Genomic DNA, 14716 nt, shown 5'->3' on the forward strand with positions numbered 1-14716 from the left:
TGAAAAATGGCAATTTGAGGCGAAAACGCAACTCGCGATTCGCTAACGTCGAATCGCTCAAACACTCGTTTTCTTAAAACCTCAAATCACCATTTTTCATCGGCTCGCTTCAACGGGGAAATTGGTTTTCTTAGTTGTTGCGGTGTTTAACAAACGAAAGTTAAAAGCAAAACCAGCTAGTGCAGCAGACTGCCCGTTGGAGCGAGCCGATGAAAATCAACAGTTTGAGGTTTTAAGCTGGGGAGTGTTTGAGTGCGGCGACGGTAGCGCCGCGCGAGTTGCCCCAGCGCCTCAAACTGTTGATTTTCAGCGGGCTTTCGAGCGGAACCGGGCGAGCGCTTTTTGGTTACTTTTTATCGCGATAAAAAGTAACTCGCCCAAAGGGCGAAACGGCCGCCCGCAGGGCAAAGAACCAGCGTCAGCAACAAGTACCTCACCGACAGGTGAACTCTTTGCTAAGCGGTCTCACCGCAGAGGAAAAAATGACAACACCCGCCACTGGCGGAAAAAGTGACAAACGCCAAACTCCGCTGTGTGGAAATCCACACAAAACCAAACACCACCAGCATCAACCACGAATTAACCATCTAATAAATAACAACATTTCCAAAAACCAAGTTCTGGCCCAGCCTTTGCCTAAGTCAAAACGACAGGGAGATTTCCTCCGCTAACTAAAAAGAGAACAACATGAAACAAGCAACAGGCCGGCTGTTATCCAGCCTCTACTTTCAGGTGCTGCTCGCCATCACCATTGGTATCACGCTCGGACACTTTTATCCGGACACCGGCACGGCGATGCAGCCGCTTGGTACCGGATTTATTAAGCTGATTAAGATGATTATCGCGCCCATCATCTTTTGTACTGTGGTGATTGGCATCGCCGGTATGGAAGATATGAAACGCGTTGGCAAAACCGGTGGTTATGCCTTGTTGTATTTCGAGATTGTCTCGACAATCGCGCTGGTGATTGGTCTGGTGGTGATTAATGTGGTGCAGCCCGGCAACGGCATGCATATTGACCCGGCAAGCCTGGACCAAAAATCGATCAGTAAATATACCGCACCGGGTCAGATGCAGACGGTCACTGATTTCCTGCTCAATATCATCCCGACCAGCGTATTTGATGCTTTTGCCCGTGGCGACATGCTGCAGGTACTGTTTTTCTCTATCCTGTTTGGTTTTGCGCTGCAGCGCCTCGGCGGCCGGCAGAATATCCTGTTTACTTATATCGAAAAAAGCTCGGAATTACTGTTTGCCATAGTCCACATGCTGATGAAAGTGGCGCCTATCGGTGCTTTTGGCGCCATGGCCTTTACCATCGGTAAATACGGCATCGGCACACTCTGGTCACTCGCCGGTCTGATGGCGACTTTCTACGCCACTTGCCTGCTGTTTATCTTTATCGTGCTGGGCGCTATTGCGCGTTATCACGGTTTTTCTATCACCAAATTTATCCGCTACATCCGCGAGGAACTGCTGATTGTGCTCGGCACTTCATCGAGTGAATCTGTGTTGCCGCGGATGATGACCAAGCTGGAAAAACTCGGTGCCACCAAATCAACAGTAGGCCTGGTGATCCCAACCGGTTACTCCTTTAACTTAGACGGCACGGCGATTTACCTGACGATGGCGGCGGTGTTTATTGCACAGGCCACTGATACACCGATGGATTTAACCCAGCAGCTGACGTTGCTGGCCGTGTTGTTGGTCACCTCCAAAGGCGCGGCGGGTGTCACCGGTAGCGGTTTTATCGTGCTGGCAGCCACCTTGGCGTCAGTGGGCTCAGTGCCGGTGGCCGGCATCGCGTTAATTCTCGGTATCGACCGTTTTATGTCAGAAGCGCGCGCTTTGACCAATCTGATTGGCAATGGCGTGGCAACGTTAGTAGTGGCGAAATGGTGTGGTGAACTTAATAGCGACACGCTTAACCGCGAACTGGCGCAAGGCCCAGCGGCCTCTGCAGCCCCTGTGATGGTCAGCAGTACAGAGGCTCAAAATGCATAAAGCTTTATTCACGACTATAGCTGGCTTAGTTGCAGTGGCAGCGCCGCTGCAGGCCAAGGATTTTCAGTGGGATTTTTACGGCAAAATCGATCTGCAGGCACTGTATGCCGACGCCGACCTGCTGCGCTACGCCGACCAAGGCTGGCAAATCGAAGCGCCGTTCAGCCGGCTTGGCCTTAAAGCCGACCAGGCGCTGACCGATGATTTAAAGCTGATTGCCGTGTACGAATGGCAAGTCAATGGCCTCGATGACAGCAATAAAGGCCATCGCCTTGGCAGCCGTAATACTTATGTTGGTGTTGCCAGCAAAACCTACGGCGAGCTGATTTTTGGTAAAAACGACAGCAAATTTAAAAAGTCTGAAGGCAAAATCGACTTATTTAACGAGACCTTAGCTGACATGGCGCAGCTGACGCCCGGTCAGGACCGGCTGGAAAATATCGTCAGTTACCAAAGCCCGAAACTGGGGTTATGGCAATGGAGCGCGACTTATCAGACCGGTGCCAGCGACGAAACCGCCGGCGGTCACGACTGGAGCCTCAGCTACGGTGACGCCGCATTTAAACAAGTGCCCTATTATTTCGCTTATGCCCGCGCCAATGAACTGAATAACATCAGTGCGGACCGCTTGCTGGCGCATGCGCTGTTGAGTGAATCCAGCCTCGGCACTTTGTCGGGCGGCCTGATGTGGCAGCACAGTGAACATCAGACTAAACCGCTGCAGGGGACGGCCTGGCTGGCAGAACTGCAGTTAAAACGCGATGCCATTGCCTACAAACTGCAATATATGCAGGACCACAGCCGCACCCGGCATAGCGAAGAGGGCCATAGCTGGTCGGTCGGGGCGGACTATAGCCTCAGCAAAGACCTGACGGCTTATCTGCTGGCAACACGACTCGAACTTGAAACCCAACACGACAGCGCGGCCGCTGTCGGCATGCGCTGGCTGTTTTAATTTCGTAGTTTTTCACACCATAGCGGGCGCGCTCAACAATAGCGCCCGCGTTTAGTCTTTCGTCCACCGCCCCTGGCCGTACAGAAAAACACCGCTTGTTCAGCCAAAGTTTAAATTTCCAATGTTTAACTGCAGAAGTCCTGTTACCATTTTGCAACTTTCACCGAAAAAGGAAATTTACATGAAAAGTACCTTTCGTTCTTTTGCCCTGGCACTGCCTCTGGTTATTCTGGCCGGCTGTTCAGCAACTGAATCCTCCCGCACTATCGAAGCCCCTAAAGTCAACGCCGCTTACCAGCCTTACCAAGGTCAAAAAAGCAAACTGGTGGTCGGTAAATTCCAAAACCGCTCAAATTTCCAAAATGGCATTTTCAACGCTGAAGTCGATCAGCTGGGCTCACAAGCCAAAACTATTCTGATCACACATTTACAGCAAACCAACCGTTTTCTGGTGATGGACCGCGCCAATATGGCCGAACTGTCGCAGGAAGCCCAATTTGCCGGCGCTAAACAAAATGTTATCGGCGCTAAATATGTCGTGACAGGCGACGTCACAGAATTTGGCCGCAAACAAACCGGCGACAAACAACTGTTTGGCATTTTAGGTAAAGGCAAAGAACAAATCGCTTATGCCAAAGTGGCGTTAAATATTGTCGATGTCGAAACCTCAGCTGTGGTGTTCTCGGCGATGGGCGCCGGTGAATACAGCCTGTCGAACCGTGAAGTGGTTGGTTTTGGTGGTACTGCAGGTTATGACGCCACCTTAAACGGCAAAGTGTTAGATCTGGCGTTACGTGAAGCGGTCAACAATCTGGTCAACGGCATCAGCAATAACCAATGGCAACCGCAGTGAGACCAAAACACATGGATGTAAAATTAATGCTGGTTGCCGCCTTGTCTGTCGCGGCACTCAGCGGCTGTCAGAGCACCAAGCCGTTGTATAACTACGGCTCTTACCAGACCAACGTCTACGAGCACTTTAAAAACGAAGATTCGGCAGTGACCGAGCAAATCGAAGCGCTGGAAAAAACCATCCGCGAAACCAACCGTAACAGGCTGCAGGTCGGGCCGGGCATCTATGCGCATCTGGGCTTTTTGTACCTGCAAAGTGGTCAGCGCGATACCGGCCTCGGTTATCTGCAAAAAGAAAAGCAGCTGTACCCAGAATCAACCCAGTTTATCGACTTTTTATTGAAAAACGCCAAGGCAGGTCAGTCATGAGTACTGTGAAATTATCTCTGGCTTGTGTGCTGACCCTGTTACTGGCCGGCTGTGCCACTACCCAGAAGCCGATGGATTACAGCGCTTTTAAACAAAGCAATCCAAAGTCGATTCTGGTGTTACCACCGACCAATCACACCTCCGAAGTAATAGCGCCGTATGGCGTGTTGGCGAACGTGACAGTACCACTGGCTGAAGCCGGTTATTACGTGTTTCCGGTGGTGCTGGTCAATGAAACCTTTAAAAACAATGGCTTGACAGTCGCAGAAGATATTCACGCCGTGGCACCGAAAAAACTCAATGAGATTTTTGGCGCTGATGCAGTGCTGTATATCGACATCGAAGAATACGGCACTTCTTATGCGGTGTTGTCGAGCGACACTGTGGTGGTGGTCAAAGCACGCTTAACCGACAGTAAAACCAACGCGCTGTTGTGGGAAGGCAAAGCCAGCGCTTCCAGCAGCGAACAAAACAATAACAGCGGCGGCGGTCTCGTCGGCATGTTAGTCGAAGCAGCCGTGACGCAGATTATGGAAACTGCGCTGGATACTGGCTTTGACATCGCCGCCATTGCCACCAACCGGCTGTTATCACCACAAGCTCATAACGGCCTGTTATACGGTCCGCGTTCACCGCATCATGGCAAAGAAAAACCGGTGGAATAACCTGGCCAGTTTTTCCGGAAGTTGTTAAAAATTGCCAGGAGCAATTTTTAACAAGACCAGCGTTGGTCTGCAGAAAAAACGCCACGGCTGGCGCGAATAAAAAGCCCTCGTTGATTCGAGGGCTTGGTTTTTTAGTGCTGAGCTATATTGTCCCGCCTTTGCCGCTCCAGCAATAACGCCTGTTGCAACGCAGCTGCCGCCGGCACTTTGACATCCGGCACTACACCACGTTGTTCAAAGTTATCAGCGTTTTTCGGGAACAGCGGCCGCGCCAGTGGGATACGCACAAACAACCAGTCAGTCACCGCCATAGCGCCGGTGTAATGGGCAAGCCCGGCACTGGTTTCGCCTATCACTGTGGCACGTCCCTGCTGTTGCAGGGCATAACTGAAGAACTCGGCAGCACTGGCCTGGTTGACGGATTGCAGCACATACAACGGCATCTGCAGTTGTTTTTGCAGGACCACTTGCGCCCTGACTTCCTCCGCTTGCTCCGTTTGCTCCATGCTTCGGCGTTCCAGCTGCCACAACAAAGTGTCTGCCGGCACAAAATGACTCAGCAGGTAACGCACCAGCTGCGGCGAGCCGCCGGCGCTTTCACGCAAATCGATAATCAGCGCGTCAGTTCGGCTTAAAAACTGCAGCGCTTGCGACGCGACATCAAAAGCCGCATCCGCCTGCACAAACTTGTTCAGCTTCAGATAACCGATATTGCCGGGCAGGATTTCAAGCTTTTCAAAAGCAAAGTTATTGCGGCGTTTTTCCTCGCTTTCATGGCGGATATGAGTGACTTCGCCATAGCTTTGCGTCAGCTCCAGCCCCAGATGGCCGTCTTTGCCAACGCTGCGCAGCCAGCCGCCTACTTCATCGACCAGCTGTTGTTTGCTTTGCAGATGATGAAACCGGCCAGCGGTTTCGGCTTGTAACAACGCAGTGGAAAGCTGCGCTGCCATCTCTGGCAACACATAATGTTCTGCTAGCACAGCAGCCAGCTGCGTCAGCGCGGTGTGGCGCTCAGCGGCCGTGAGACCTTGCTGCGCAGCAGTGGGGTCTGCCGGAACAGGCGTTTTTGCCGCCACCGGCAGACCAATGGCTTGCAGAAGAATGATCAGAACAACAACAAACAGCACCAGAAAACGCCAGCGGCTTTTCACCGGCGTTTTTTTTGAATTTGACATAAACACCTCTATTGATTGGAAAAATTTAACTTTTCAAATGCAATAAGAGGTTTCAGTGATACAGCTGACTTTTACAGCACAGGTTGGCCTCCCGCCACAGCGCGAGACGAAAACTGCGCCTGGGCCCGGCACGGATAAACCAGGCCAGCAGCAGTACCACCGGCATAAACAAAGCCAGCAGACGCAACAACAGCAGCACGGGTTCAGCCACCAGCACATACACAGGCTGTTGTTTGGCATGCAGGAATAACTGCGGGCTGCTGCGTTCACTTTGTGCCTGCAGCAATATCGGCTCCGTCTGATCCGGCAGACTTTGCCACGACGGTTGATACGCAGGTTGCGCGGGAACGTCAGGCAGCGCTGCCGCGCCCAGCGTCAAAGCCAACACCCACACCAGCCACAATGCAGTCAGCAACACTGCCAATTGCCTTCTTGCGCCGGCCGGCATTGTTGTATCAGCAGTTTGTGGACATGTTGAAACGGGCATCAGCATATGGTCTGGTCAATGGATGAAGTTTGGATCTGGGGGTCAGCTTTGTTTTTACAAGTTGGGGTTACTCAAGGATGATTCAATTGCAACCGCGGCCATCACTGTAACCAGCCTTTCCTCCGGAAAGCTAAAGCGCGATGTGCCTGCGAGATCTCAGATGCTTAAATAACAAAACTCCGGAAAATCAAAGACTTGTCAGAGTAATGAACACGACTGTCCGAAAAGCGCGTTGTGGCTACGCCGCCGGCAGCGATCTCAGCAGTGGTGACCCCAGGAGCCCTGCGTCTGGTAACGTTGCTGGTTTGCTGGCGATATCTTTTGGTAATTTGGCTTTAACCAAATCGCGTCGCACCACATCATTTTGCTGGCTGTAGATGTAATACTGCAGTGCCTGCGTATAGCTGTCCTCGATGATATTCGGGTGAGTCAGCACCTGACTTGCAGCGGCATAATCGGCGTTTTTCGCGTGCGCAAGCGCCAGCATATAAAGTGAACCCGGACGGATATCGTCGCCAATCTCCCGCTGCAAAATGGCCAGTTCCTGCAGGGCTAACTCTGGTTGATTCAGCTTCAGGTAGGTATTAGCCGTGATATTTCTGAGGAAATAAGGCACGTCACTGCCAGCCGGGTACCAGCTTTTAAAGGTGCTGATCACTTCCTGATGCTGGCCAAGTTTATGCTGGACATGCGCCAGTAAAGTAAAAGCATTTAGCATCATGCGTTTCTCTTCACCCCAGCTCAGCGTGGTGCGGCCGCGATGCCAGGCATGGATATTAGCGACGACTTGGTGTAATTCCGCCGGCTCGTCGCTTTTCGCCTTCGCAGCGGCCTGTACTAACGCCGCTTGTTGGGTTTGAAACGCGTTGCTGAGATTTGCAGCGCGCGCTGATGAGGCAGCCGGTGCTGGCGCCTTCGTTTCGCTAATTTGCGCAGCGGCTACCGCGCTGATGGAAACTGCAGCCATCAATATTGCCAGATGTTTTAACTTCATCACTTTCTCCTTGTTTAACATTTTCACTCTGAGCATATTAAAATCTTTGTTGTTGACGATATTGAGGATCGGAGCGCCAGCCAAAGATTGTGTGGATGAACCAGCCAGCGGCTTTAATAACAAACTGGCCAAATCCATTTGATACTGTTGTTTTAATTGATTGAAGCAACTTTCATCACAACGCAGTTCTAATATTTGCCGGGCTTTTCTGGCTAATATCCGGCAAAGCGGATTCCACCAGAACAGGCTTTCAGTCAGACAAATCAGCCATAACCAAACAATATCGCCCTGCCGGATATGGGTCGATTCGTGCAATAACACAGAGCCTAATTCCGGGCGTTGCAATAACTGAGCATCAATCCAGATCGTGGGTCGAAACAGCCCGGTGGCGATGGCCGGTGTATGCAAATGTGTGACTTTAACCGGGTATGCTTGTATGTTCGACGTCGGACAATATTCATTAATTACTTTTACATTCAAAGAATTAATCGCATTAAAATATTGATAGAGCCGGCGCAAAAATACGGCAGCTCCCACGACAAAAAGCGATCCAAACAGCTGCGCCCAACTCAATTGCCAAGACCACAGTATCGACGCCGGCTCGCCTTGTCCGGCCGTTTTTGCCGTTGGTGTGGACAAAACGGTGCTTTGCAGATCAATGGGTGCCAGATCGAACCAGGCATCAGCCTGCGTTTTGGCTGTGACAACTTCAGGGAGCAGCTGCCAGGGAACAAACCAGCTCAACAGCGCAAACATCAGCAAATAAAAGCTTATTCTGGCAGGCGCATTTTTAATAAGATACTGGCGCACCAGGCACAGATACTAATGGCGGTGCAGGTAATGAAATAATCCATCATAATATTGACCTACTTCGGTTGTTTTTTGTCTTTTAACAGGTTTTGCAAATATGCAATATCATCTTCATTCAATGCTTCCTGTTGAATAAAATGGGCGATTAAACTGCGGGAATCCCCACCAAAGAATCTTTGCATAAAACCGGGGGTGGCTTGATCAGACAAAGTACTTTGGTCCACGCACGAACGATAAATAATCGCTTTCCCTTGCTGACCGGCCCGCGCCACCGCGCCTTTTTGCTCCAACCGGTCGACTATTGTTTTCACTGTGGTGTAAGCCACCTTTTTGTTCTGCGACAACAGCTCATGCAGCTGTGCCGCTGTGCAGGGTTCCTGTTGCCAGAGTAGTTGCATCACATCCAGTTCGAATTCGCTGAGCTTCATTGCAAGTTCCATTACTACGTTTGTAGTTTTCAATGCTACAAATGTAGTAGAACGATTTTTACTCGTCAACAAATAATTTACCGGAATAAGCACTGAAGACATTCGAGCCTTGTCGGCAGCCTGATTAGTGCTGCTGATGTTGGCTTGGCCACAATGGCTGGCTTGTCGCTTTCGCCATCTTTAACCGGCATTGGCGCTCATTATCCAGCCCCATGCATACTTTTTATTGCGAATAATTCTCATTTGATCTAATAATGCAAATGCGAACTACTCTCAACTAAAAGGTAACCCTCTGTGATATCAGTAAAACCCTTATTGTTGGCGCTGTGCTGTGCCTTGCCATTGAGCACTGCTCAGGCCCATGTGCCTTATCTGGCGCCTGCCAGTTTTGAACCTGTGCGCGGCTGGGTCAGTTTAGAGGCGGCATTTGCTGAGCAGTTTTTTCTGCCGGAAGCCAAATTTGATCAAAGTGAATTTCAGGTCACCGGGCCGGACGGTCAACCGCGGGCGCCAAAAGAGCTGGTTGCAGTGAAAAGCCGCACTGTGCTGGATGATGAACTGAAAACCGACGGCACTTATAAATACAGCACGGGCCAACGCTTGGGTGCGGTGTTTCACAGCTATGTGCTGAACGGGAAAACCGAAAACAGCAGAGACCCAAAGTTTGTGCTGCCTAAAGGTGCCACGCTGAAGGCACATTTTCAGAGTGTGACCCGCGCTGAGACTTACATCAGCAAAGGCAAACCGGACCAAGCCGCGTTAAAAGCCAGCGGCACCGGGCTGGAGCTGCAGTTTGTCAGCCATCCGAATGACCTGTACGCCGGTCAGCCGGTTAAAGGGATTTTGTTGCTGGACGGCAAACCGTTGGCCGACAGCAAACTTGAACTGCACACCACCGGCAGCCATAACGCAGGCCAAAACAAAACCGCGCCAGTGCCAGTCACCACCAATGCAAAGGGCGAATTCAGCCTGACACCGACACAGGCCGGCACTTATCTGTTACTGGCCCGCCATCGCGCCCCAGCCCCACAAGGCGCCAAAGCACCGACTTACAGCCACACCAGCACTGTGGTGTTTGAAGCGGCGGAATAAGCACAACCACATTTCAGGAGAACCCGATGATGATGCAACCCAAAACTATCCGGCATTTTTTACTGGTCAGCAGTTTGTATCTGCTGGCGCAGCCGGCACTGGCCCAGACAGCCCCGGCGCCACAAACCAAAGGCGACAAAACAGTGCGCGCCCATCAGCCGACATTGCAGGCCAAGATTGATTTTATTGCCGAATTTGACCAAAACGGTGACGGTCAGGTCAGCCACAGCGAGTTTTTCACTGAGCGCCAGCACCGCCTCGCGCTGATGGACCTCAAGCACAACGCCCAGATTGACGTTGCCGGTTATCAGGCCGAATACGCCGATCGGCTGGATCAGCGGCTGGCAGCAGACCGCAAAGGCCAGCTGAAACAAACCGAAGTGCGTTTTGCCGCGGTGGATAAGGACCAGGACGGCCGCATCAGCAGCGCTGAATATCAGGTCTCTGGCCAAAGCGCCTTTCGTTTTATCGACAGCAACAAAGATGGCCTGATTTCACAGACAGATTCAAAGGCAGAGCCGGCACCGCAGCGGCGTGGCCAGAATAACGCGGAGCAACCCCGCCGCCGGCCAGCGCTGGTGATGCCAACCACCCACAGCGTCAGTGGCATGTTGGCCATGTATGACACTGATAAAAATGGTGAAGTGAGCGCAGCTGAATATCAGCAGATTCGCCAGCAAGCCTTTGCCCGCACTGACGCCGACCAGGATGGCTCGCTGTCTCCGCAGGAATATAAACACGAATTTACTGACCGGGTTGACCTACAAATCGCCAGCACCCGCAGCGCGCAACTGAAACAGGCGCAGGTGCGGTTTAAAGCGCTGGATAAGGATGAAAACGGCATCTTAAGTGCGGCCGAATATCATCAGTCCGGCCAACGTATGTTCAGCCGCTGGGATACCGATCAGAACCGGTTGGTCAGCCGTACTGAAGCTTTGCCTGAAGCGCGACCTGAAGCAGAGAATGCCCCGGCGAGCAGCGACAAAGCAAAAAAGACCACACGGACGGCGCCTTGATATGAAAACCGCATGTTGCCTGCTGTTCTGCACGGGTCTGGCGCAGGCTGCCACAGTCACGCTGCCGGGCCCCGGCCCGTTTCCTGTCCGGCTGGAAGTCACAGGCACCGAGATCAGCAAGGCCCAGCAACTGCAGCTGCAACAGTATCTGCAGCAGCAGTGGCCCTGGCTGACAGACGCCAGGTACTGGTCAGCCGCAGAGCAATTTGCCGCCACGGGAACATGGCCGGCGGATGCAGCCTTATTGCAGCAGGCCTGGCAGCAATGTGAAGCCTGGTGGCAACAACAGCGCAGTTATCATTGCCGTTTTGGCGCGGCCCGCAAGTTATGGGGTCTGACATGGCAACAAGCCGCTGCCAGCGGCGAGTTACCGGACCGGGTGAAACTGCGCCGCGACGCACGCCAGCTACTCAGTTTGCAGGGCGATGCAGTGCGGTTGCTGCCGGACCTGCAAGGGTTTGCTCAGGCCGTGGTATTGGATAATCTGCTGAGCCAAGCCAAAACCTTGTGGCCAGGCGCCAGCTTGCAATTGCAATTTGGTCACTGGCGCGCGCAGTTTGCTGACACCACGCTGGCGGCACAGGCATTTGGCAGCGACCAGGTGACCGGCACACAGCCGCTGACCGCCATCCGTTTACAGCAGCAAGTGTTGCTGCAGGCGAATCTACCAGTCGCTGCTGGCAGTAAAAACCCGGGCTCAGACGCCGTCTGGCATCCGCAGGAAGCCTGGCCGGTGCAATATGGGCCTGCTGTGGCAGTGACCAGTCAAAGCTTCAGCCGGGCCTGGTTATTGGCCCAGGCGCTGACTTCGGCCAGCCCGGCGCAGCGCACTCAGTCTCTGCAGCAGGAGACCGACGCAGCGCTGTGGCGTGAATGGCAACAAGACCCGGCAACAACACCACAGCTGCAGGCATCCGCCAGCTGGTTTCATCAGCTGCAAGCGGCGACGGCCTATCAGCACAGCCAACAACTGCAGTTGCAACTGGAATTACCGGTGCAGCCACGTCAGGCCAAACGGCCTTATGTCAGCGCCTGGCTCAGTCAAGATGGCCAATGGCAGGCGCAATTGTTGTTGCTCGGTGAACAGCCACGCTGGTATGTGGAGCTGCGCAGTTGGTGGCGTCAGGCCAATCAACAGAAAGGTCAACACTTCGACCAATTGGCTGGCGCCACCCGCAGAGCGGGTGTGCATCAGTTCCTGTGGGACGCCCGTCTGGCTGACGGCAGGCCGCTGCCAGCCGGCGATTACATCTTACATCTGGAGGCGGCACGGGAAGGCGGTGGCCGCGAGCAACTGAAATTGCCGCTGCACTGGCCGCTGTCAAAACCCTTGTTGCTGCAGGGCCAGCACGAGCTGGGTCAGGTGCGCGTTGAAGTCCGCCCGGCCGGCGATCCTGCGCCCACCGCGGCTGTACATCCGTCCGGCTAAGCGCAAGCTCCAGCCATTCACTTTTTTGTAAAAACCGGCACTGCCTTTTGGCAGGGCCTGGCTGAATGCAGCCTAAAAAAACCAACTTAAAACAATAAACATCTGATTGATAAGGAATACAACATGTCACCTCGTTATTCATTGCTGATGCTGGCGTTAAGCCCTGTGCTGCTGACCGCCAAAGTCTTCGCAGCTGATGCTGCCAGTGCCAAAACGCTGGAGGCTGTCGAAATCAAAGCCAGCGAAATCAAATCCAGCCCGCAATTAAAACAACAGCAAGTCAGTGCCAAAGATATCGACACTCAGCAAATCAGTAATTTAGCTGATTTGGTACGGATGGTGCCCGGCGTCAATCTGACTGACATCGGCCGCTTTGGCTCCAGCGGTTTTAATATCCGTGGTGTCGAAGGCGATCGCGTGAAAATTACCGTGGATGGCCTGGCCCTTGGCGAAACGATGGACCCGGACAGCCACGCACCTTATGAATTTTTCCGCTCCGGCCTTGGTGGCATCGACCCGGATGCGTTAAAGCAGGTCAACATTCTCAAAGGCGCTGACGCCATCAGTGCCGGCAGCGGCGCTTTAGGCGGCGCCGTGCTGTTTTTGACCAAAGATCCGGCCGATTTCCTCAAATCCAGCGGCGACGACGGCGCATTGAAATTCAAGAGCCAATACAGCGGCAATAACAGCGAATGGCTGCATAGCATCACCGGTGCCGCCCGCACTGGCCGGCTGGAAAGCCTGCTGGTGTACAGCAGTCGCGATGGCGAAGAAAACCAAAGTTATGACCGCCACAGCACCGTCACAGGCCCGGGTAGTACCAGTGCTGACCCGCTCAGCGCACAAAGCCGGAATTTATTGCTGAAGCTGCAATACAACTTTTTGCCGGAGCATAAAATCGGCTATAGCCTCGACAGCTACCAAACTGACAGCAGCTTGCAGAACATCTCCCGGCAAGACCAAACCTACTTACGCCGCACCGGTCTTGATGACAGCAACCGCGATAAACACAGCCTGCAGTATGACTATCTGGCCGGTCTGGCTTTATTCGATACGCTGCAGCTGAAACTGGACCAGCAGAACAGCCGCAACCACGGTCTGACGCGGATGACCGTATCGGCGCCTTGCCCGCAAAATATCGCCCCATGTATTCGTGAAGAAGACCGCGATTTCCGGCAGAAACTGACCCAATGGACCGCTGCTTTTGACAAAGAGCTGAGCACTGAAAAGCTGCAGCAACAATGGACTTATGGTCTGCAGGCGCAAAACAAAACGGTCAGCTCCAGCGCAGTGGACCGGCGTTACGTCGGCCAGACCAAAACGCTGGCCACGCTGGAAGTGGACCCGGCTTTTGTGCCGGTGACCGATATCCGTACGCGCTCCGTCTATGCCCGCAACCTGCTGAGCCTGACCGACACAGCCTGGTCGCTGGGTCTTGGCGCGCGCTATGATCAGCTCGATTACAACCCGCAGTTGTCGGCCACTTATCAGGATAAAACCGGTTCAGTCAAAGCCGTCGATTTTGGCGCGGCCAGTTATCAGGCGCAGCTGCATTATCAGCTGGATGATCGGCAACGCCTGAGCCTGCAAGCCGGCCGGGGTTTCCGGGCACCAACGACTGAAGATATGTATCTGCAGACCAGCACCACCAGTTTGCAGGAAGCGGTCAGCGGCAACACTGTGACGTTACCGACGGCGCAGGCCAACCCGGCATTAAAACCCGAGCACAGCCTGAATCTGGAACTGTCGTATCAACTGACTTTGGATAACAGCACGCATCAGCTGTCGTTATTTCGCGATAAATACAGCGACATGATCCAAAGCGGCCAGTTCACTATCAACCCCACCACCGTCTACCAAAGCTGTGTGCGCGGTGTCTGCAGCAAACAAAATGGCGCTCTGTACAGCATGCCGGTCAATATCGACTCCGCCGTGGTGAAAGGCATTGAACTGGAAGGCCACTGGCAACCGGACGCCCACTGGCGGCTGAACTGGGCGGCGACGTACCAGAGCGGTGAAGAACAAAATGGCGAGCCGCTGTTAAGCGTAATGCCGTGGAGTGCCGTGCTGGGCGTCGGTTATCAGCTCAATGACGATATCCGGTTATTACTGAATAACCGTTATCAGGCGGCAAAAAGCAGTTCAGACGCCTGGGTCTATAACAGCAGTGGCGTGCAAACGGCTGCTACGCCTTACTTAAGTGACAGCGCTTTTGTCAGCGACCTGTCGCTGCAATGGCAACTTTTGGACCAGCTGGCGCTGACCGCCGGGGTATTTAATCTGCTGGATCAGCAATATTATCGTTGGGAGCGGCTGCAATATGTCACGCAATCAGTGGGCGCGGTGCGCGGTGGTGTCAGTGGTGATGGCATCCGGCGTTATCTGGAAAGCGGCCGTTATGGCAAGGTCAGCCTGACGCTGAGCTTCTAAGCTGAGT

General features: G+C 53.2%; 13 protein-coding genes. 9 read left to right on the top strand and 4 right to left on the bottom strand.

Going from position 1 to position 14716, the window contains the following annotated elements:
- Positions 1 to 687: 687 nt before the first annotated feature.
- The 5 genes from ABNT34_RS08565 (at position 688) to ABNT34_RS08585 (ending at position 4845) form a co-directional block, all read left to right on the top strand.
- On the top strand, positions 688 to 2004 hold the full coding sequence (locus ABNT34_RS08565; protein WP_348730635.1) for a dicarboxylate/amino acid:cation symporter: 1317 nt from the start codon (positions 688 to 690) through the stop codon (positions 2002 to 2004).
- Entirely contained in the window at positions 1997 to 2959 is a 963-nt protein-coding gene (locus tag ABNT34_RS08570) for a porin (protein ID WP_348730637.1), read from the top strand. The genes ABNT34_RS08565 and ABNT34_RS08570 overlap by 8 nt, the downstream gene beginning before the upstream one ends.
- A 181-nt stretch (positions 2960 to 3140) precedes the next feature.
- Entirely contained in the window at positions 3141 to 3812 is a 672-nt protein-coding gene (locus ABNT34_RS08575) for a CsgG/HfaB family protein (RefSeq protein WP_348730639.1), read from the top strand.
- A gap of 11 nt (positions 3813 to 3823) precedes the next feature.
- Positions 3824 to 4180, top strand: coding sequence for a DUF4810 domain-containing protein (locus tag ABNT34_RS08580; protein ID WP_348730641.1), 357 nt, complete (start codon positions 3824 to 3826; stop codon positions 4178 to 4180).
- Positions 4177 to 4845, top strand: coding sequence for a DUF799 domain-containing protein (locus ABNT34_RS08585; protein ID WP_348730642.1), 669 nt, complete (start codon positions 4177 to 4179; stop codon positions 4843 to 4845). Before ABNT34_RS08580 ends, ABNT34_RS08585 begins: the two co-directional genes overlap by 4 nt.
- A 131-nt stretch (positions 4846 to 4976) precedes the next feature.
- On the opposite strand, the gene ABNT34_RS08590 is transcribed toward ABNT34_RS08585, so the two are convergent.
- From ABNT34_RS08590 to ABNT34_RS08605, 4 genes are all read right to left on the bottom strand, one after another.
- Positions 4977 to 6023, bottom strand: a complete 1047-nt coding sequence (locus ABNT34_RS08590) for a S41 family peptidase (RefSeq protein ID WP_348730644.1) — start codon at positions 6021 to 6023, stop codon at positions 4977 to 4979.
- A 52-nt stretch (positions 6024 to 6075) separates the two neighbouring features.
- Positions 6076 to 6447 carry a hypothetical protein gene (locus ABNT34_RS08595; RefSeq protein ID WP_348730646.1) on the bottom strand — a complete coding sequence of 124 codons (372 nt, stop codon included), beginning with the start codon at positions 6445 to 6447 and terminating at the stop codon, positions 6076 to 6078.
- Between the two features lie 301 nt (positions 6448 to 6748).
- Positions 6749 to 8260, bottom strand: coding sequence for a M56 family metallopeptidase (locus ABNT34_RS08600; RefSeq protein ID WP_348730648.1), 1512 nt, complete (start codon positions 8258 to 8260; stop codon positions 6749 to 6751).
- Positions 8261 to 8370: 110 nt separating this feature from the next.
- Positions 8371 to 8844, bottom strand: coding sequence for a BlaI/MecI/CopY family transcriptional regulator (locus tag ABNT34_RS08605; RefSeq protein ID WP_348730650.1), 474 nt, complete (start codon positions 8842 to 8844; stop codon positions 8371 to 8373).
- Between the two features lie 192 nt (positions 8845 to 9036).
- On the opposite strand from ABNT34_RS08605, the gene ABNT34_RS08610 reads away from it, so the two are divergent.
- The 4 genes from ABNT34_RS08610 to ABNT34_RS08625 all read left to right on the top strand — a co-directional run bounded on the left by ABNT34_RS08610 (position 9037) and on the right by ABNT34_RS08625 (position 14709).
- The gene (locus ABNT34_RS08610; protein ID WP_348730652.1) at positions 9037 to 9834 is read left to right on the top strand and encodes a DUF4198 domain-containing protein; all 798 of its coding nucleotides are present in this window, start codon (positions 9037 to 9039) and stop codon (positions 9832 to 9834) included.
- A 26-nt stretch (positions 9835 to 9860) separates the two neighbouring features.
- The gene (locus ABNT34_RS08615) at positions 9861 to 10850 is read left to right on the top strand and encodes a hypothetical protein (protein WP_348730654.1); all 990 of its coding nucleotides are present in this window, start codon (positions 9861 to 9863) and stop codon (positions 10848 to 10850) included.
- 1 nt (position 10851) lies between these two features.
- Positions 10852 to 12279, top strand: coding sequence for a DUF2271 domain-containing protein (locus ABNT34_RS08620; protein WP_348730656.1), 1428 nt, complete (start codon positions 10852 to 10854; stop codon positions 12277 to 12279).
- Positions 12280 to 12402: 123 nt separating this feature from the next.
- Positions 12403 to 14709, top strand: a complete 2307-nt coding sequence (locus ABNT34_RS08625; protein ID WP_348730658.1) for a TonB-dependent hemoglobin/transferrin/lactoferrin family receptor — start codon at positions 12403 to 12405, stop codon at positions 14707 to 14709.
- Positions 14710 to 14716 lie beyond the last annotated feature (7 nt).

Source organism: Rheinheimera texasensis (assembly GCF_964031785.1).
Lineage (GTDB): Bacteria > Pseudomonadota > Gammaproteobacteria > Enterobacterales > Alteromonadaceae > Pararheinheimera > Pararheinheimera texasensis_A.

Coding starts and splice junctions, on each gene's coding strand:
- ABNT34_RS08565 (WP_348730635.1), top strand. CDS start 688: ATGAAACAAGCAACAGGCCGGCTGTTATCCAGCCTCTACTTTCAGGTG.
- ABNT34_RS08570 (WP_348730637.1), top strand. CDS start 1,997: ATGCATAAAGCTTTATTCACGACTATAGCTGGCTTAGTTGCAGTGGCA.
- ABNT34_RS08575 (WP_348730639.1), top strand. CDS start 3,141: ATGAAAAGTACCTTTCGTTCTTTTGCCCTGGCACTGCCTCTGGTTATT.
- ABNT34_RS08580 (WP_348730641.1), top strand. CDS start 3,824: ATGGATGTAAAATTAATGCTGGTTGCCGCCTTGTCTGTCGCGGCACTC.
- ABNT34_RS08585 (WP_348730642.1), top strand. CDS start 4,177: ATGAGTACTGTGAAATTATCTCTGGCTTGTGTGCTGACCCTGTTACTG.
- ABNT34_RS08590 (WP_348730644.1), bottom strand. CDS start 6,023: ATGTCAAATTCAAAAAAAACGCCGGTGAAAAGCCGCTGGCGTTTTCTG.
- ABNT34_RS08600 (WP_348730648.1), bottom strand. CDS start 8,260: ATGTTTGCGCTGTTGAGCTGGTTTGTTCCCTGGCAGCTGCTCCCTGAA.
- ABNT34_RS08605 (WP_348730650.1), bottom strand. CDS start 8,844: ATGTCTTCAGTGCTTATTCCGGTAAATTATTTGTTGACGAGTAAAAAT.
- ABNT34_RS08615 (WP_348730654.1), top strand. CDS start 9,861: ATGATGATGCAACCCAAAACTATCCGGCATTTTTTACTGGTCAGCAGT.
- ABNT34_RS08620 (WP_348730656.1), top strand. CDS start 10,852: ATGAAAACCGCATGTTGCCTGCTGTTCTGCACGGGTCTGGCGCAGGCT.
- ABNT34_RS08625 (WP_348730658.1), top strand. CDS start 12,403: ATGTCACCTCGTTATTCATTGCTGATGCTGGCGTTAAGCCCTGTGCTG.